This is a genomic window from Liquorilactobacillus sicerae (assembly GCF_029916425.1).
GTDB lineage: Bacteria > Bacillota > Bacilli > Lactobacillales > Lactobacillaceae > Liquorilactobacillus > Liquorilactobacillus sicerae.
In genome coordinates, this window is the sequence record NZ_JAHAVQ010000018.1 from 20,479 (window position 1) to 38,941 (window position 18,463).

General features: G+C 39.5%; 15 protein-coding genes and 1 other annotated feature. Of the genes, 9 read left to right on the top strand and 6 right to left on the bottom strand.

Features of this window, described 5'->3' with window-relative positions; all coding sequences use genetic code 11:
• The first annotated feature begins 1 nt into the window (after position 1).
• The 6 genes from treC (at position 2) to KH893_RS10335 (ending at position 6,713) form a co-directional block, all read left to right on the top strand.
• On the top strand, positions 2-1,675 hold the full coding sequence (gene treC, locus KH893_RS10310; protein ID WP_281166044.1) for an alpha,alpha-phosphotrehalase: 1,674 nt from the start codon (positions 2-4) through the stop codon (positions 1,673-1,675).
• An 89-nt stretch (positions 1,676-1,764) separates the two neighbouring features.
• On the top strand, positions 1,765-3,132 hold the full coding sequence (locus KH893_RS10315; RefSeq protein WP_281166045.1) for an NAD-dependent succinate-semialdehyde dehydrogenase: 1,368 nt from the start codon (positions 1,765-1,767) through the stop codon (positions 3,130-3,132).
• A 241-nt stretch (positions 3,133-3,373) separates the two neighbouring features.
• A complete protein-coding gene (locus tag KH893_RS10320) occupies positions 3,374-4,279 on the top strand; it encodes an AEC family transporter (RefSeq protein ID WP_281166046.1) in 906 nt (301 codons plus the stop codon).
• Between the two features lie 156 nt (positions 4,280-4,435).
• Positions 4,436-4,942, top strand: a complete 507-nt coding sequence (locus KH893_RS10325) for a TetR/AcrR family transcriptional regulator (RefSeq protein WP_281166047.1) — start codon at positions 4,436-4,438, stop codon at positions 4,940-4,942.
• A gap of 10 nt (positions 4,943-4,952) precedes the next feature.
• Positions 4,953-6,014: an ABC transporter permease gene (locus KH893_RS10330; protein ID WP_281166048.1), complete on the top strand. Its 1,062-nt coding sequence runs from the start codon at positions 4,953-4,955 to the stop codon at positions 6,012-6,014.
• Positions 6,015-6,017: 3 nt separating this feature from the next.
• Positions 6,018-6,713, top strand: a complete 696-nt coding sequence (locus tag KH893_RS10335) for an ABC transporter ATP-binding protein (protein WP_281166049.1) — start codon at positions 6,018-6,020, stop codon at positions 6,711-6,713.
• A 201-nt stretch (positions 6,714-6,914) separates the two neighbouring features.
• Here the strand turns inward: KH893_RS10335 and KH893_RS10340 are convergent, their stop codons facing one another.
• The 3 genes from KH893_RS10340 to KH893_RS10350 all read right to left on the bottom strand — a co-directional run bounded on the left by KH893_RS10340 (position 6,915) and on the right by KH893_RS10350 (position 10,066).
• A complete protein-coding gene (locus tag KH893_RS10340) occupies positions 6,915-8,570 on the bottom strand; it encodes an FAD-dependent oxidoreductase (RefSeq protein WP_281166050.1) in 1,656 nt (551 codons plus the stop codon).
• 15 nt (positions 8,571-8,585) lie between these two features.
• Complete coding sequence (ahpC, locus tag KH893_RS10345) at positions 8,586-9,149, bottom strand: alkyl hydroperoxide reductase subunit C (protein WP_281166051.1); 564 nt, start codon at positions 9,147-9,149, stop codon at positions 8,586-8,588.
• Positions 9,150-9,244: 95 nt separating this feature from the next.
• On the bottom strand, positions 9,245-10,066 hold the full coding sequence (locus KH893_RS10350; RefSeq protein WP_281166052.1) for a hypothetical protein: 822 nt from the start codon (positions 10,064-10,066) through the stop codon (positions 9,245-9,247).
• Positions 10,067-10,229: 163 nt separating this feature from the next.
• Positions 10,230-10,465: a binding site (T-box leader), on the top strand.
• A 232-nt stretch (positions 10,466-10,697) separates the two neighbouring features.
• Here KH893_RS10350 and KH893_RS10355 point away from each other — a divergent pair.
• Together KH893_RS10355 and KH893_RS10360 are read left to right on the top strand one after the other, a co-directional pair.
• On the top strand, positions 10,698-11,516 hold the full coding sequence (locus tag KH893_RS10355) for a 2-keto-4-pentenoate hydratase (RefSeq protein ID WP_281166053.1): 819 nt from the start codon (positions 10,698-10,700) through the stop codon (positions 11,514-11,516).
• A 227-nt stretch (positions 11,517-11,743) separates the two neighbouring features.
• A complete protein-coding gene (locus KH893_RS10360) occupies positions 11,744-12,571 on the top strand; it encodes an undecaprenyl-diphosphate phosphatase (protein ID WP_281166054.1) in 828 nt (275 codons plus the stop codon).
• A gap of 215 nt (positions 12,572-12,786) precedes the next feature.
• Here KH893_RS10360 and pgmB read toward each other — a convergent pair whose 3' ends face one another.
• From pgmB to KH893_RS10375, 3 genes are all read right to left on the bottom strand, one after another.
• Positions 12,787-13,455 carry a beta-phosphoglucomutase gene (gene pgmB / locus KH893_RS10365; RefSeq protein ID WP_281166055.1) on the bottom strand — a complete coding sequence of 223 codons (669 nt, stop codon included), beginning with the start codon at positions 13,453-13,455 and terminating at the stop codon, positions 12,787-12,789.
• A gap of 2 nt (positions 13,456-13,457) precedes the next feature.
• Positions 13,458-15,731 carry a glycoside hydrolase family 65 protein gene (locus tag KH893_RS10370; RefSeq protein ID WP_281166056.1) on the bottom strand — a complete coding sequence of 758 codons (2,274 nt, stop codon included), beginning with the start codon at positions 15,729-15,731 and terminating at the stop codon, positions 13,458-13,460.
• Positions 15,732-16,028: 297 nt separating this feature from the next.
• Positions 16,029-17,039 (bottom strand): LacI family DNA-binding transcriptional regulator, encoded by a 1,011-nt coding sequence (locus KH893_RS10375; RefSeq protein WP_281166057.1) that lies wholly within the window; start codon positions 17,037-17,039, stop codon positions 16,029-16,031.
• A 445-nt stretch (positions 17,040-17,484) separates the two neighbouring features.
• On the opposite strand from KH893_RS10375, the gene KH893_RS10380 reads away from it, so the two are divergent.
• Positions 17,485-18,165 carry a GntR family transcriptional regulator gene (locus tag KH893_RS10380; protein WP_281166058.1) on the top strand — a complete coding sequence of 227 codons (681 nt, stop codon included), beginning with the start codon at positions 17,485-17,487 and terminating at the stop codon, positions 18,163-18,165.
• Positions 18,166-18,463 lie beyond the last annotated feature (298 nt).

The window sequence follows — 18,463 nt, forward strand, 5'->3', positions numbered from 1 at the left end:
CATGGAAAATTCGGCTAACCAGTTAAACTTGGGTCAAAAAATAATTTACCAAATTTATCCGCGTTCATTTTATGACAGTAATCAAGATGGAGTTGGCGACTTGCGCGGGATCATCCAAAAAATTTCTTATCTTAAACAGCTGAAGATTGATATGATCTGGTTTAATCCTTTTTTTGTTTCACCGCAAAATGACAACGGCTATGATATTGCCGATTATTATCAAATTGATCCGCAATTTGGCACCATGGACGATTTTGAGGAACTGATCGCCAAGTTACATGAAAATCAAATCGATGTCATGCTTGATATGGTTTTCAATCATTGTTCAACCAGTCATCCCTGGTTTCAAAAAGCATTAGCTGGCGATCGATACTACCAAAAGTTCTTCTATCTGCGGCCATCAAAAAAAGACGGCAGTTTGCCGACCAACTGGCAATCAAAATTTGGCGGTCCAGCTTGGGCTAAATTTGGCGATTCCGACTGGTATTATTTGCATCTCTATGATCCGACACAAGCCGACCTCGACTGGCATAACCCAGCTGTTCGTCAAGCTGCCGCTAAAATTGTTAATTTTTGGCGCCAAAAAGGGGTTAAAGGTTTTCGCTTCGATGTCTTCAATGTCACTGGCAAAGACCAGCAGTTAGTTAATTCAACTGATCCGTTGCAGGAAAAGAAACTCTATACTGATACACCAGTTGTTCATCAATATCTAAAAGAACTCAATCAAGCTAGTTTTGGCCAAGATTCCCAAATCATTACCGTGGGCGAAATGTCATCAACCACGATTAAAAACTCGATCAAATATACGCAGCCAAAAAATCATGAATTGTCAATGATTTTTACTTTCCATCACTTAAAAGTCGATTATCGTAATGGCAACAAATGGGACAGCATGCCATTCAACTTTTTAAAGCTCAAACAGCTGCTGTTTGACTGGCAAGTAGCACTTGATCAACATCATGGTTGGAATGCACTTTTTTGGAACAATCATGATCAGCCACGGGCTTTAAGCCGCTTTGGCGATCCACAAAACTATCGAATCAAGTCAGCTCAAGTTTTGGCCACGGCTATGCAACTGATGCGTGGGACCCCGTTCATTTATCAGGGTGAGGAAATCGGGATGACTGATCCAGACTATCAAAAAATCAGCGATTACGAAGATGTTGAATCTTTGAATGCTTATCAGGAACTCTTAGCAGCTGGAAAAACACCAGCCGAAGCCCTGGCCGCTATCAAAAAAAAGTCACGGGACAACAGTCGAACACCAATGCAATGGAATGCTGATCAATATGCTGGTTTTTCAAAAGTCTCGCCTTGGTTAAAGCCGACTAATCAAAAGCAGATCAATGTGACAGCTGAATTGGCTACTGGACAAATTTTCAATTATTATCAACAGCTCTTTCAGCTAAGAAAAACTGAACCGTTGATTTATCAAGGACATATTCAGCCATTATGGGCAGACCATCCGCAAGTTATGGGTTATATGCGTTATTTAAACCAGCAGCAATTATTAGTGATTACCAATTTCTACGGCCAACTGACGCAAGTTACCCTGCCACAGCAATTACAGCAACAGGCTTGCCAAGTTTTATTGACTAATTACCGACGGCAGATAAGCCAGACCTCCGCCAGATTAAAATTACAGTCTTATGAAGCTTTAGTACTTAAATTTTAAAATTTTCTAATCTTTTGGCTTTTTTTATTACCGATCTTTCATTATAATGGGAATGTATTGTCGCTCAAGCAGAAAGGGGAAGATTTTTAATGGCTTATCGTGCAATTAACCCATACAATGGGGAACTAATCAAAGAATTTTCAGCAGCAACTGATGCAGAAGTTGAACAAGCTTTAACAGCTGCAAGTGACTTTTACCACCAAGCTAAACAGCAGTCCTTTGAACAACGAGCTGAGCAACTCGCTGCTTTGACGGATGAATTTACTAAAAATATCGATTACTACGCTAAATTTTTGGTAACTAATATGGGAAAACTGCTCAATGATGCTCGCGGAGAAGTCAAAAAGACGGTTAATTTTGCCCGTTTTTATGTGGAACATGGAGCAGCCGCTTTAGCTGATCAAGATTACACTGCCATGGCTGGCCGCAAAGCCCATCTTGAATTTAGCTCAATTGGCGCTATTGTTGCTGTCGAACCTTGGAATTTCCCGTATACTCAAGTTATGCGGGTCTTTGCACCAAACTTCATTCTTGGCAATCCGGTGATCCTCAAACATGCCAGTATTGTGCCAGAATGCGCCCAAGCTTTTGAAGATGCCTGCCAAGCTGCAGGTTTGCCAACTGGGGCATTTAAAAATTTATTTGCTACTTACGATCAGGTCAATCACATGATCAGTGATCCACGAGTTCAAGGTGTTGCTTTGACTGGTTCCGAAAAGGCTGGTGAGCGGATCGCTGCTGAAGCCGGGAAAAATCTGAAAAAGTCAACGATGGAATTGGGTGGCACTGATGTTTGTATTGTTTTGAATGATGCGGACCTTAAAAAAGCTGTTGTTGGGGCGGTTAATGGTCGATTGCGCAACTCCGGTCAAGCTTGTACTTCAGCTAAACGTTATTTAGTTCAAAGTGGCATTTATGATGCATTTTTAACTGCCATCAAGAAAGAATTCGCTAAATATCAACCAGGAGACCCTTTGGATGAAAAAACGACACTCGCTCCGTTATCTTCTAAGAGTGCCCAACAAAATTTGCAAGCACAAATCAAAGCTGTGTTAGCCGGTGGTGCTAAAGTTTTATGGGGTGATCCGACTCCAGTTGCCGGTCCAGGAGCATTTTTCATGCCTTTGATCATTACAGGCATGAACTATGATAATCCAATGTACGATCATGAATTATTTGGACCAGTTGCGCAACTTTATAAAGTTGAAGATGAAGAACAGATCGTCGAGTTAGCAAATCATTCTAATTATGGCTTGGGTGGCGCAATTTACTCTGAGGATTTAGATAAGGCTCGTCGGTTAGCCTCAAAAATTGAGACCGGACAAATTGCAGTTAATCAACCGCTGTCCTCTTTACCAGAATTGCCTTTTGGTGGAATTAAAAAATCTGGTTATGGCCGTGAGTTAAGTGATCTAGGAATCCGAGAATTCGCTAATATTAAAACCATTTTAGGTTAACAGTTGAGTAAAATTTGAATTTTTCAGCGTAAATCCTTGCTTTTGGGATTTACGCTTTTTTGATGGGTTTAGCCATGCCAGCTTTGTTTTCTGAGCTAATTACGATTAAAACTTAATTATAATTATAAATTTCCTATAAAAACATTATAAAATAAGTGTTTTTATCATTTGCTTGTAATCAAAATTAAAGCCTGTATACTTTGGCCATATCTAGCTATTAAAAATGTGAGGCCTTTATTTGATGCTTAAAACTTTAATTTTTGCACTATTACCAATAATTGTAACGCTGCTACTGGGCTATTTTGCCGCCAGCAAAGAATATTTTGATGATCATGACAGCCAAAAGTTTGTGCGCTTGGTCATGAACTTCATGCTCCCATTAAGTGTTTTTGCTGGGATTTGGCAGACACCTCGCAAAATTATCATCAGCGACCTGCCTCTGGCTGGGTGGCTGCTAATCAGCATACTCGGCTGTTATTGCCTCATGGTCTCAATTAATCTTCGCCATCATTCACTCCAGTCCGCTGCTTTATTGGCTATGTCAGTTGCCGACCCTTCAGTCCCGTTTGTTGGTTCAGCTATTTTGCCTTTGCTGTTCGGCAGCTCAACAAGTGCCATCACGATTGGGATCTGCACTTTGATCATTAATATTTTATTGTTGCCAATTGTTTTTAGTTCACTGAACCTTGAACACTCTTTTAAAAAAAGGATTCTCGATACTTTTAAAAAGCCTTTAGTAATCAGTGCGTTGCTCGGTTTTATTCTAGCTTTGCTTGGCTGGAAAATGCCGACTGAATTAGTAAATTCGTTTGAGTTATTAGGCAAGGGGGCTGGCGGTTTAGCCATTTTTGCGATTGGGATCGTTTTATACACCAGAAAAATTTTAATAAAACGGCTCGTTGTTTTGACAGTGCTGGAAAAAAACCTACTGTTCCCTTTAGTTATCTGGCTGATCATGCTGGCTCTAAAGCTGCCAACCGAATTGCAAAAAATCGTTGTTTTGACCCTCGCCATCCCAACTGCTACAATGCCGACTACTTTGGGTATTCAATATAATGTAGCGGAATCTGAATTAGCTTCGATCCAATTCTGGAGTACAGTTTTATCATTTGTAACCTTGTCATTGTTTCTGCTCATATTAAACTAAAAACCATTTTTTACTATGATTAGTTTGCATACCAGCAGTCAGTTAAGCAGTCTTAACTGACTGCTTTTTCCATTTAATTGACACGGTGTCAATTAAATGCTATTTTAGAAGCAATCATTTTGACACCGTGTCAATTAAAAGGAGGAAAGCATAAACTTGACAAATCTAACTAATATTTCCCCGACTAAATTAAGCCACATCCAAACAGCCTTGCTGCAAGAATTCTCAACTTATCCTTTAAGCCAGGCCCAAGTCACCCGAATCGTCAAGTCAGCCCAAATTTCACGCGGAGCTTTTTACACATATTTTGCTGATCTGCCAGCTGCTTATCGCTACCTTTATCAGCAAGTCCTAGCTGAGCTTCATCAGCCGTTAACTTTTGAAAATTCGCTGTTAGTCAATTACGATCCCCAGCTTTATTTTAAAGTTGCCGCTGACTTTACCCGGCAGCTTCAAAACAGTCGTTACTATGATTTCATCAAGCTCCATTTAATCTATAACGAACCATTTTTAAAAACGCCAATAAGTTCTTCACTACTTTTAGATTCACAACATTGGCAGGCAATGGTCCTGGTGCATGCTACGATTCAAGATATTTTGTTGGAGCCGACCAAGCGAGAAAGATATTTGGCCCGCTTACAAACCGCACTGCTCAAGCAGTAAAGGAGAGAAAATGTTTTTAGCCTTTAAAGAAATCCGTCACGAAAAATTGCGCTATGGTCTAATTATCAGCATGATCGTTTTGATTGCTTACTTAGTTTTTATTTTGACCAGTTTGGCCCAAGGACTTGCCGAAGAAAATACCGCTGCCATTAAATCTTGGGATGGGCAGCGGATTATTTTAAATCAAGATGCGAATATCAATCTTAGTCAGTCACTGATCACTAAAAAGGCCAGCCAGCAACAAAAGATCACGCGCCAAGAAGCTTACCTCGGTCAAGCAGCTGTGGTCGCTAAAAAAGCTGATCATGCCAAAATCTCAGCCCAGTTTATCGGGATCAAGAATCAGCAGTTCATTGCCAAAAAACTTGACTTAACTCAAGGCAAGTTGCCGCAAACCCCGCAGCAGATTGTAGTCGATCAATCTTTTAAGGATCAAGGCTACCATTTAAATGATCACTTGCAGTTAAACTCGCAAACAACTTCTTTTAAGATCGTCGGTTTTGTCAAAAATGCTAAGCTGAGTATTGCTCCAGTGATTTATGGTCAACTCAAGACTTGGAAAAAATTGAAAAACTTAACTGGTAACTTTCAAGCCAGTGCGATCGTTTCAAAAAAAGCTTCCTATCAGGCAACGACTAAAGAATTAAAGTCTTATTCTATCAGCAAATTTATTAGCGAATTGCCTGGCTATGCCGCACAAAATGCGACTTTCAGTTTGATGATCGGTTTTTTAATGGTTATCGCCTTGATCGTGATCGCTGTTTTCTTATATATTCTGACAATCCAAAAAACCCGTAATTACGCGGTCTTACGAGCCCAAGGTGTTCCAGCAGCCTTTTTAGTCAAAGCAACCTTAGCCCAAGCCGGTTTGTTAGTCATCGTTGGGATCTGTCTTGCTGGAGTTTTAACTGGTTTAACTGCGTGGCTGATTCCAGCCAGTGTGCCAATGAGTTTCCAGCCAGCAGTTTTGATTAGTCTGGCGGCTGGTTTAATTGTCACGGCCATGTTAGGTGCTTTAATTCCAATTTGGACAATTATTAAAATCGACCCGATCAGTGTAATTGGAGGATAATTTATGAATTCATCAGCAATTTTAATCTTAGAAAAAGTCAGCAAAGTCTTTGGTCAGCAGGAAAGCCAGCTCGAAGTCTTGCATCAAATAAACTTTGCTGCTGCTAAGGGACAATTAAGTTTGATCATCGGTCCTTCTGGTTCTGGTAAAAGCACCTTTTTGACAATTGCTGGCGGCTTGCAATCAGCCACGCACGGCTTAGTCAAAGTTGCCGGACAAAACTTAGCACAAATGAGTGCCAAACAGCGTGACTCCTTACGCTTAACGCAAATTGGTTTTGTTTTGCAATCATATAATCTGCTGCCTTATTTGACAGTCAGTGAGCAGTTTGCTTTAGTCAGAAAATTCAAAAAGACCGCTAACCTTAGCCCCGCCAACTTAGCATTCTTATTGAATGAATTGGGGATTGCCGCTTTAAAAGACAAATATCCAGCTGAGTTATCTGGCGGTCAGCAGCAACGAGTTGCGATTGCCCGCGCACTTTATCCTGACCCACCACTAATTTTAGCCGATGAACCAACAGCCGCATTAGACAGTCAGCGCGTCAAACAAGTTGGCCACTTGTTCCGTCAATTAGCCAAGCAGCGCCAAAAAGCTGTGGTCATCGTGACTCATGATTTGCGACTGCAACAATTTGCCGATCATTTATACCAAATCAGTGATGGTCAAATCTTTGAGGTCAAGCAACTCAAAGTTTGATTCGAGACTACTAGTTGTGTTGCCACAACTGATCCTCCAAGCTGTCTTTAATTCTTTTACGTTGGTTCGATAGCTGCTTCATTCCTGATTGTTTCAACTACAAACCCCCTAGGACAAAAGTTGTAATTTCTGCCTTAGAGGGTTTGTAGCAGCGAATCTGGCCACTAGGTCGCTATTTAAAACTTGCTGTTCAAAACTTAATTATTGCTGCTCTTCACAAGCTGCTACCAGCTGCTCAGGCGTTTGACTACCAAAAATAACTTCACCATCATTAATCATCGTCGCCGGCACACTCATGATATGCTTTTGTTTCCTTAACTCAGGAAATAGCTGCAAATCAAGCATTTCCGCTGAAACGTTTGGATTGAGCGCGGCCATATGCTGACAAGCCGCAACAACATCCGGGCAGAAGTGGCAAGTCAATGCTACTCCAATTTTGATCTTCGTCGGCGGCAGTGCTTTGATCCGCGCAATCAACTGAGGGCTGAGTTCCTGCCCAGGTCCAGCTAGATTATAGATCGCCAAAACTAACGAGTTAAGCTCATGGCCAGTTGGAATGCCACCGAAGCAAATCCCGGTGTCTTTTTGTTGATTATCCAGCAACCGCAAAACTGGTAAATAAGTCTCCCGACTTGGTGCTGGGGCAACCTGAAATTGTAGATGCTGGTCTAACTGACAAAACTCGGCGGCAAAACTTTGTAATTCCTGACTTTTTTGACTGCCATCATCCCAAACCTGTAAAATGACTCCTTTATGCAGCCGGTCTAAAATCTGCTGCAGCTGTTCTTTCATTTTAACTGGGAACCAAGCACCTTGATGAACCACTGTCGCTGAATCATCAGCTAATTGACTGGCTTGCCCGACCGTTTTTGTTGGTTGTTTTTCCTGCCGTTTAATCGGTAGATGCAGCCGCTTTTTTAAGGCAGTGACATAATGTTCCGCGCTCGTAGCAGCTAAAGCGCCATCCCCAGCAGCTGTGACGATCTGACGCAATGGTTTAGCAACAATATCACCGGCGGCAAATACTCCAGGCAAATTAGTCTGCAGCTGCTGATCAACTTTGAGATAGCCCTGCTGATCATGCTCCAGGATTCTCGTTAATCCAATCGAAGCTGGTTGCGTACCGATATAAATAAAAATGCCAAATGTTTGCGCTTGTTGATCAGCTTGGTAGGTAAACTCTTCACCAGTCTGGTTATTCTTAAAGACTGCCGTTTGCAAATAATCCTGGCCCGTGACCCGGACAATTTCCGTATTGAATTTAACTGTCACTTTGGGATTGCTTAACGCACGCGCCGCCGTTAGCGGTGCACAAGTAAAGTGATCCTCGCGGGCAATTACCGTGACATGTTTCGCATAACGCGTTAAATAATCAGCTTCTTCAGCTGCTGCGTAACCGCCACCAATGACAAAAACTTCTAAACCACTAAATAATTCACCATCACACGTTGAACAAAAAGCAATCCCATGACCGCGAAATTGCTTTTCACCCGGAAAATCCAGCTCCCGCGGCTTAGCACCACCCGCCAGAATGACGCTGCGAGCATAATAACTTTGTTTGGAGCCATGTAGAACCTTCAAATCATCTTTTAACTCATAATCAGTGATGAGATCCTTAGCAAGCCGAACTCCAAAATGCGTTGCCTGTTGCTGCATCTTATTCATTAAAACTGTTCCATCGACTTTTTCAACCCCTGGATAGTTCCAAACTACAGAGGTCGTTGTGACTTGACCGCCAATCTGATCCGCTTCGATCACTAAAGTATCCAAAGTCGCCCGGCCAGCATAAATTGCTGCCGTTAATCCAGCAGGGCCAGCACCAATAATAATCGTGTCAAAAATTCTTTTTTCTGTCATTGGACACGACCTTCTTTAAATTTTGCCGACTAAATCAAGACTCGGAGTGATGGTGTCATCACCTGGATGCCAATGAGCTGGACAAACTTTATCGCCATGTTTTTCAACAAACTGAGCTGCTTGCAAAGTCCGCAAGATTTCACCAGCATCCCGGCCGATACTCATATCGTTGATCGTATATGATTTGATCTTACCCTCTGGATTCACAATAAAGACACCACGATAAGCTTGACCTGATCCTTCATCTAAAACGCCAAAAAAACGTGCCAATTGGCCGGCAGGATCCGCCAACATTGGATATTGCACTTTGCCAATCGTCTCAGTTGCTTCAGCCCAAGCCTTATGAACAAACTCAGTATCTTCTGAAACCGAATAAACTTCTGCGTTTGCCTGCTTGAATTCTTCGTAATGATCTTGCAGATCTCCTAATTCAGTTGGGCAAACAAATGAAAAGTCAGCTGGATAAAAGAAGAAGACCGACCATTTACCTAAAACATCTTGCAACGATACTTGATGTGTCTCGCCTTTTTGGTAAGCATTGACTTTAAAATCCGTCAATTTTTGATTGATAAAGTTCATAAAAGCATCCTTCCCTTGAAAATTATTTAGAATTTTTCTAATTCCATTGCCTATTATAGAATTGGTTGTGCACAATGTAAATAGTCTTGAAAAAATTATTTAATGCTGACCGCCATTTTTAAAGTTGTTTGCGGTGTATGAGTCTGCAATCGGTAAACCACATTATTTTTTTGCCAAATAATTTCTTGATCACGCTGCCGATTTGCAATTGTCGTTTGAAAACTGATCCGGCCATAATTTTGCGGAGTTGGTAAAGTATTTGATTCCAAAAATGCAACCGTCTGTTTAGCTAACGGCGTCGGATCTTCTTGCTTAACAGCTGTTGCATGGACCGTCAAATACCAATTGCCTTCATACCAACTTAAGTACCGTTGACCAGCACCGGCATCCGTTGCTCCAGTAATCCCGTAGCTCAGCTTGGTTTGTGGCAAACCAGAAAATTCATCAGCTGAACGATAATTGATCTGTTGAGTAGCTTGTGTTGAATTACTGAAAATTTGTTTGCTATAGACCGCATACGGATTTTCTTGATTTAAGGAAGGATCATTAAAGGGTTTGGCTGTCGATCCAACGCTATAATCAATCGTAAAATTGGCGGCATCGCCTTGATAACGAACGTTCAGTCGCTGACTGCCAGTATCAAGTCCATCAGCTTGGGGCAAAACAACTTGACCAAGAGCTTTAATTAGCTGCTGATTCATTAAAATGATCCGCGGATAAGTTTGACTTTGACTAGTGGTAACTGACGAGGTCGTTGTTGTAGAAAATTCTTTATTGTTTTTAGCTACTGAAGATTTTTTTGTTGGTAAAACTTGTGAACTGTTAGCTTGCGAAGTTGAAGATACTGTTTGCTTTGACTTTCCCCCACAACCACTTAATATCAGTAATGCCACGACGAGCAATAATTGTTTTTTCAATTTAATTCCTTCCCTTAAATTAAATTCATCCCTTTCTTTCAGATTACCTAAGGGTCACTGAGAAAACAAACAATATAACGTTTTATTCAAAAAATTCCCAAACTCCTCTTGACATTCAATGATAGTCGGGTTAAGATACAGTCAACAAATGATTAGATTTCGGTTAAAAGCAATGACAAGGACAGTAATTATGATTTAACCAGAAAGAGAGCTGTTGGCTGGTGCAAAACAGTGGTTTAGATCTTAATGAACATCACCTTCGAGCCGTCAGTCGAACTTAATAAGTAGACTCAACTGGTTCCCTCCATTATCGGGGTTGCTGATCGTTAGATTGGTCAGTGCAAGTGGCAATTTTAATAATTGCAATTAAGGTGGTACCGCGTTATTGACGTCCTTTTGAAACAGAAAACTGTTTCAAAAGGACTTTTTTTATCGAAAACTAAAATTCCGTTTGCAAAGAGGTGGGGGATCGTGAAAGATTCCAGTGAGATTCAGATTTCCGATGATGGTCAGATTCAGATTAAATTGATTCATTCAGTACAACGATTGGTTCTTAAAATTCGCAGATCTCCCAGAGTGTGGGCAGCTAATTTTTAGGGAGACTGTTCATAAAAAACGGAGGTAATTAATTATGACAGATACACAAACTAAAAATGCAACAACATTGACAGCTAACGAGGAAAAATTTGCACAGACCCTTTATCAAGCTTATACTTCACAAAAGCCTTTGCAAGAAGCAACTTGGAAAGATGCTGTAACTGACGATCAGGCCGCTTACAAAGTCCAAGCACGACTAACTGAACTAAAACAAGAAGCGGTCGGCGGTTATAAAGTATCTTTGACGAGTGCAGAAACACAAAAGATGTTTGCTTCGACGACTCCGCTTTATGGTGCACAAGTTAAAAGTCATTTCTTAGCTTCACCCGTTAAACGCAGTCTGAAAACTTTAATGGAACCCCTTGTTGAAGTTGAATTGGAATTTCGGGCTAAAGAAGATCTCCAGGCAAGTGACTCACTGGAAGACTTGATGCGTAAAACTCAAGTTGCGGCCGGTATGGAAGTCCCAGATTCTCGTTTTAGCGACTGGTTCCCGAAACTGTCAAAATATATGGTCATGTCCGATGCAGCTGTTGGCGGCCTAGTCCTTTATGGCAAAGAGTTCGAAACAACTGACGTCTTCAAAGCTGTCACTGACGTTGCCACTGTCAAATGCGAACTATATCACAATGATGAAAAGGTCAGAGAAGGCGTCTCATCTGAAGTTCTAGGCAATCCTTTGAAATCACTTCATTGGTTGGTAGCAAAACTTGAAGAACAAGGCAAAAGTTTCAAAGCTGGTCAGATGGTTTCATCTGGTACATTTGTTTTACCGCCAAAATTAAGTGTCGGCAAGTGGTCAGCGCGTTTTGATCATGGCTTAGGCAAGGTTGATTTTGATGTAACTGAATAATTTTACTTAACGATCACTGACGATTCAACTATTATTACAACTGGTTGGCAGCAAAAAATTTATCAGGCAATCATTAGCTTGATAAAAGGATTGACTGTGGCCAGTTTTTTATATCAAATTGTTTGACCTTAAATTAACCTTAAATCACCAGGTCAAAATTGTTTAATCTGTTTAATTGCTGTATCATTAAGCGGTAGAATTGATTTTTAATTAAGGGGAATATTTTTATGTTTGATGTTATTAAGGCTGTTATTTTGGGGATTGTAGAAGGAGTCACTGAGTTCTTGCCAATCAGTTCGACTGGTCATTTGGTGTTAGTTGACGAATTTATCCAATTACAACAGTCAAAGCAGTTTATTGATATGTTCAATGTCGTGATTCAATTAGGAGCGATCATGGCTGTCGTCGTCATTTACTTCCACAAGTTGAATCCTTGGTCACCGCAAAAAAACAGCTTAGAGAAAAAACAAACTTGGACTTTATGGAAAAAGGTCATCTTAGCTGTTATTCCATCAGTGGTCGTTGGTTTGCCTTTAAATGATTGGATGGATGCCCACCTAATGAATTGGCAAGTCGTTTCCGGTGCACTGATCATCTATGGTATTTTGTTTATCATCATCGAAAACCATAACCGTAACAGTCGACCACGATTTGCTGATTTAAATAACTTGCCATACTCGATTGCGTTGGCAATTGGTTTATGTCAAGTATTGTCACTAGTACCTGGAACCTCGCGTTCAGGTTCCACCATCCTTGGTGCGATCACGATTGGAACTTCGCGTTACGTCGCAACTGAATTTTCATTTTTCTTGGCGATTCCAACTATGTTTGGAGCTTCATTACTGAAATTGTTCAAGTATTTCGTTCATGGCGGTAGCTTAGCCGGTTTGCCGGGAATCGTTTTGCTGGTTGGTGTCGTCGTTTCATTTGTCGTTGCTTACATATCAATCAGATTCTTACTGAACTATATTAAGAAAAACGACTTCAAAGTTTTTGGCTGGTACCGAATCATTTTAGGAATCATTGTGATCGGCTACTTCTCATTAGTTCATTAGTCCGATCGAGTAGCCAAAGAACCATCCTTATCTTTGGCTTGTGATTCCGACTACTACGGTCCACAGCGGACTTTCACTGCCTGATATTCATTCATGCCGGGCACACCGCAAAAAAAGATTGGCTGAAATTTCAGTCAATCTTTTTTCTTTGCAAATAATTTGTTAAATGGATCATGCTGATTAACAAAATTAATCAGCTGCTCTTGAGCGGACCTTCAGTTGTTGAACCGCCGCCAAACTGATTCTAACAAGACAAAAGAAAGCTCTGCCGTACTTGCGACAACCTCATCAGCTTGCTGCAATTCTTGTGGATTTCCGACCCCAATTGCTGTCATTCCAGCTGCTTTAATTGCTTGGACCCCCGCAACAGCATCCTCGATCCCAACACATTCAGCTGGCCTCAAATTGATTTCAGCGGCGCCTTCTAAAAAGATGTCTGGTGCTGGTTTACCATGAGCAACTTTCGCTGGATCGACAATTGCATCGAACCGTTTCTCCAAACCTAATTTCTTTAAGATGAAAGGTGCATTTTTGCTGGCCGAAGCTAAAGAAAGCTGAATATCATGCTCTTGCAGTTGATTAATCAACGTGGTGATGCCTGGCAAAATATCACCGGCTGTCAGATTAGCAATCTCACTTAAATAATAATCATTTTTTTGGACTGCCAAATCAGCAATTTGTTGCTCATTGTATCGTTCACGAATTTTGCCCCAATTTAAGATCCGAATTAAAGAATCGATTCGGCTAATGCCTTTTAGTTCAGTTTCAAACTCGGCTGGCAGCTGCAAAGCCAGTTGATCAGCTGCCAATTTTTTCCAAGCAGCAAAATGGTACTTTGCTGTATCAGTAATTACACCATCAAGATCAAAGACACATCCTTTCATAATTATTTGACCTCCTTTGGTGCTAATTCTACTTGTCGATCATGAAGCTCAATCGTAATTGGTTCTCCCTTTAATAAATCAATCTTGGTTGCTTGTTTGTTAACCGTGACTTTTAATAGCCGGCCATGAAAATTAACATGAAAACGATAGCCGTCCCAATTTTTAGGAACAAATGGAGCAAAATGCAACTGACCCTGGCGAACACGCATTCCTGCAAAACCTTGAACAATTGCCAACCAGCTACCGGTCATTGAGGTAATATGCAGACCGTCTTTGGTATCATTATTATAATTGTCTAAGTCTAAGCGTGCTGTTCGCTGATACATTTCAACTGCCTTTTCTTCCTTGTGCAAATCAGCAGCTAAGATCGCATGGATCGATGGCGATAGGCTTGACTCATGAACTGTCAGCGGCTCATAAAAATCAAAGTTGCGTTCCTTTTGCTCTTGGGTAAAATCATCAATGAAGTAATAGATCCCTTGTAAAACATCTGCTTGTTTGATGTATGGTGAACGTAAGATTCGATCCCAGGACCAGTGTTGATTGAGCGGCAATTGATCCTGCGGCAAATCTTTAACCAGGGTTAAATCTTTATCTAGATAATCATCATTTTGGACAAAGATCCCTAATTCTTTATTAGTCGGTAAATACATATTATCAGCAATCTCGTGCCATTTTTGCCGTTCTTGATCGGTCAAGTTCAATTCTTTGACTTTAGTTGGATCAACTCGCTTGGCTACTTGATTAGTATAATTAAGGACCCATTTAGCCAATAAATTAGTGTACCAGTTGTTATTGACATTGTTTTCATATTCATTCGGTCCAGTGACTCCATGGATCATATAACACTGTTTATGCTTTGAGTAATGAACCCGATCAGCCCAAAAGCGGGCGATGCCAGTCAAAACATTAAAACCTTCATGCGTTTCATATTCATGATCGCCAGTATAACGCGTGTAATTAAAAATCGCATAAGCAATTGTTCCATTCCGATGGATCTCTTCAAAGGTAATTTCCCATTCATTATGACACTCGATTCCATTGAATGTCACCATTGGGAAAAGTGCTCCCTTGAGTCCTTGCTGTTGAGCATTATGATATGCACCAGGCAATTGTTTATAGCGGTATTCCAACAAGTTATGAGTAACTTGCGGATCTGCTAGCGCTAAATATAACGGAACAGCAAAAGCTTCCGTATCCCAATAAGTTGCACCACCATATTTCTCGCCGGTAAAACCTTTTGGCCCAATATTCAAACGAGCATCTTCACCATAATAAGTTGAAAACAGCTGGAACAAATTAAACCTGATTCCTTGTTGGGCAGCAGCATCACCTTGTATTGCAACATCTGACATTTCCCAGCGCTTAGCCCAGGCTGTTTCTTGGGCAGCTTTTAATTCACTAAAACTTTTTTGTGAAATTTGATCAGTCAACTGCTGAGTGGCTTGATCCATTGCCATAACCGTCGTATAATCACGCGAAGTTGCAACGATTACGCGTTTTTCAAAAACTGTCGCTGTTTGTGTTTGGGGCATTAACTTGCCGGTAAAACGGTTGACAACTGATTTATCACTTTCAACTGCTGGAGCAGCCTCTAAGCTGGTCTGATGCGACATCTGCATTTCAGTTGTAAACTCTGGTGTGCCAAAATTGTTTGGTTTGGTTTTAGCTACTAACACTCCGCTGGTCTGATCATTGCGTTTAGCTTGAACTAACCAGAACTGTTCATCATAGTTGGCATCCTCATTAAAAACATCAGCATCAATTTTTGAATCAACTTCAAGTAAAACTGGCTGATCACCCAGGTTTTTAAACTTCAATTGATTGGCATAAAGCTGCTTTTGAGCAATGCTAACAAAACGTTGAGCTACAACTGCTACTTGGCAATCTGCTCGCTGAATAACGAACCTTCTGGAAAGAATGCCCGTTTTCATATCTAGACAAAGTTCAAAATCACTAAATTTGTCCTTAGCTAAATCGATTGATTGCCCGTTCAGTTTGATATCAAGACTGACAAAATCAACCGCATTGATCACCTTGCCAAAATATTCAGGATAGCCGTTTTTCCACCAACCAACACGTGTCTTGTCTGGAAACCAGACTCCTCCTAGATAAATACCTTTATGCGTATCACCAGAATATTGTTCCTCAAACATTCCTCGCATTCCCATATATTCATTGCCAATACTGGTCATACTTTCTTGCAACCGTTTGTTTTTGGAATCAAAATTATGGGTAATAACTTTCCATGGATCAATTTCAAAGATTCTTTGCATTTGAGTTCAATCCTCCTCAAGCGTTTTCATATTCCAACTTTATTATAATTGCAATCGTTTGCATATTCAAGAGTAATTATTGAATTTTGCTTATTTTTCAAGATTTATTAACTTGAAAAATCGGGAAGCAACTTATATAATAAGAAACGCCTAAACAAGATAAGCTAAGAATTATAAATAACTTTAGCGCTCTGCCAACTATTTGCGAAATTCTAAGCATTGGATTTCGCGTCTGTTCCCCTCATTTGGAAGGTTCCAAGTTAAATTTATTAAACTAGAGTTCCGTCGCTGAATTTTTTAATTACGCGTCGAATTTCTCTCAATAATCTGATGATCAACAATTGAAGAAAAAGTTGAATCCTGAGCTGCTAATCCGAGAGCTAATAGTGCTGCCCGCTCTCCCAACTGTAATGGAAATACTTCAACAGATGTCAAGGATGGATGCGAGATGCGGGAAAAAATTGAATTATTAAAACAAATGATTCCATAGTTTTTTTGGCTAGCTGTTTGCGAAATCTTCAACAATTGCTGCAAACGAATGCCTACCGTATCATCACAAGCAACAAAACCATTAGTTTGTGGATCATTTTTTAAGAGTTGCTGGAAAGCTCGTCGATTATAAGGATAATCATCTAATTTCAGCTTTAAGCATGTTAATTGCTGCGATGTACGTCGTTCAACCGCTTGCTTGACACCTAGATAGCGATCATTTTGAACGACTTGTCTTAAATCAGTGTAAACGTATGCTAATTTATTAAAATGGTGATTCAATAAAAACCAAGCTGCATCTGAACCAGCTTGAAGATTATCATTATCAACAAATTTAAGGTTCCTTTTGCGCTTATCACTTGGTTTGCCGATCAATACGCAATTAATTCCTGTTTGATCACTCACATAACTCAACACTGGATCTTGCTGACTGGAATAAGTGAAAATAAAGTTTTTAATATTTCCGCGTTTGATCATTGATTGAACATTTTGCAGCAATTCTTGATTGGTTTTGCCGGCTGCTAGTAAAACTAAGTAGTCATGTTGATTACAGACTTGGGTGATTCCCTGAATAATTTTTAAAAAGAATGGATCATCCACCACATGTTGCGAAGTCAATGGCAAAACGATCCCAACCATATTAGTTTTTTTATTTGCTAAATTTTGAGCAGTAAAATTGGGAGAATAATCCAATTTATCCATCGCTGCTCGAACTCGAATTTTAGTTGGTTCACTAATCAATGGACTATCATGAATAACTCTTGAAGCTGTTGATGGTGATACCCCCGCTAAACGGGCAACATCCTTGATCGTTGCCAATGAAAACGCCTCCTATTATGAAAATTATTGATCTTAGTCATTATAGAATTTTTATTAAACTCTTTTCAAGTTGTTCCTTACCCTGATTTACATCTAAGTGCAACAAATAAAAGAATATGCAGATAAGCCATGGAGACCTAAACTTAATGTGTTAAATCTCTAAAGAAAGGAAATCTTCATGACCCAATTCAAGAATAGCATTGCCAAACATTATCAGCAACTCTCACCAGATACTTGGTTACGCTAATACGATAGAAATGATTGAAACTACATTAGCAAGTTAATTCCATGATTGTTACACTTGAGTTAACAATTAGGGACCATTCGTCATTAAAATATTTGCTTTTTGTTTAACTTTTAAATGGAATTTGTATTATACTTTGGAAAGTACTAATAATTTTTTTGAAATACATAATAACTTGCTAAGAAAGGAAAAAGTGATTACTTGTTAAATTCGGTAGTTAATCTTAAACTAAAGGCTTATTCAGAAATTTTAAAAAAAATTATAACTGCTGAATATAAGCCTGGTCAAAGAATTTCAGAAAAAAAACTCAGTGAACAATTGAATATAGGTAGAACTCCAGTAAGAGAAGCTTTACTTCAATTAAGACAGGAAGGGCTAATATATGCTGTCCCTCAATCAGGAACTTATATAACAAAAATTGATTTACAATCAGCCATCAGTGCACGATTTATTCGAGAAAGTATAGAAGTTAAAATCATTAAAGAGGCATCTGCCTTAAACAAAGATCAAATATTTATAAAGCTTCATACAATTATTAATAATCAGAAATTATTTTCTATTCAAAAAAACGTTGAAAAGTTTTTTGAAGAAGACGAGAAATTTCATAAAGAATTCTATGAAATAACTAATCACAAGCAAGTTTGGGACTGGTTGCAAACCATCAATATGCAACTTAATCGCTATAGAATGCTCAGCTTAAAAGTAAAAAAATTGTCTTGGAAAAACTTAATTCAACAACATGAGAACATCTTACAGGCAGTTGAAAATCATCAACCAAATGAAGCTGAACTTTTAATTGCTAACCATTTACATTTAATGCTTGATGAAAGAAAAACTTTGTTGCAAACATTTCCGGAATATTTCACTCATTTAAATTCTTAAATTATTATCAGCCAAGATAATTCATAATAAAAACAGACGGTCTTATGCATAAGAACCTAGGGTTCTATAATATTCGGTACTGATAGAAATTTTTCTATCCTAAGTACCGATTTTTATTTTATGTCTTGAATTTACACTTTAAGTGCAACGCTAAAACAAAATAAAGGACTTACAAAGGAAATCCAAATATAATAAGTTTGTCTATAACTAAAAAAAAGATGAAGCGGCAACTTCATCTTCAAAATAAACTCGCTTTTCAACGAGTATAGAAAGAATGTTTAATTCATGGATTATTGTA

Coding starts and splice junctions, on each gene's coding strand:
- treC (WP_281166044.1), top strand. CDS start 2: ATGGAAAATTCGGCTAACCAGTTAAACTTGGGTCAAAAAATAATTTAC.
- KH893_RS10315 (WP_281166045.1), top strand. CDS start 1,765: ATGGCTTATCGTGCAATTAACCCATACAATGGGGAACTAATCAAAGAA.
- KH893_RS10320 (WP_281166046.1), top strand. CDS start 3,374: ATGCTTAAAACTTTAATTTTTGCACTATTACCAATAATTGTAACGCTG.
- KH893_RS10330 (WP_281166048.1), top strand. CDS start 4,953: ATGTTTTTAGCCTTTAAAGAAATCCGTCACGAAAAATTGCGCTATGGT.
- KH893_RS10335 (WP_281166049.1), top strand. CDS start 6,018: ATGAATTCATCAGCAATTTTAATCTTAGAAAAAGTCAGCAAAGTCTTT.
- KH893_RS10340 (WP_281166050.1), bottom strand. CDS start 8,570: ATGACAGAAAAAAGAATTTTTGACACGATTATTATTGGTGCTGGCCCT.
- ahpC (WP_281166051.1), bottom strand. CDS start 9,149: ATGAACTTTATCAATCAAAAATTGACGGATTTTAAAGTCAATGCTTAC.
- KH893_RS10355 (WP_281166053.1), top strand. CDS start 10,698: ATGACAGATACACAAACTAAAAATGCAACAACATTGACAGCTAACGAG.
- KH893_RS10360 (WP_281166054.1), top strand. CDS start 11,744: ATGTTTGATGTTATTAAGGCTGTTATTTTGGGGATTGTAGAAGGAGTC.
- pgmB (WP_281166055.1), bottom strand. CDS start 13,455: ATGAAAGGATGTGTCTTTGATCTTGATGGTGTAATTACTGATACAGCA.
- KH893_RS10370 (WP_281166056.1), bottom strand. CDS start 15,731: ATGCAAAGAATCTTTGAAATTGATCCATGGAAAGTTATTACCCATAAT.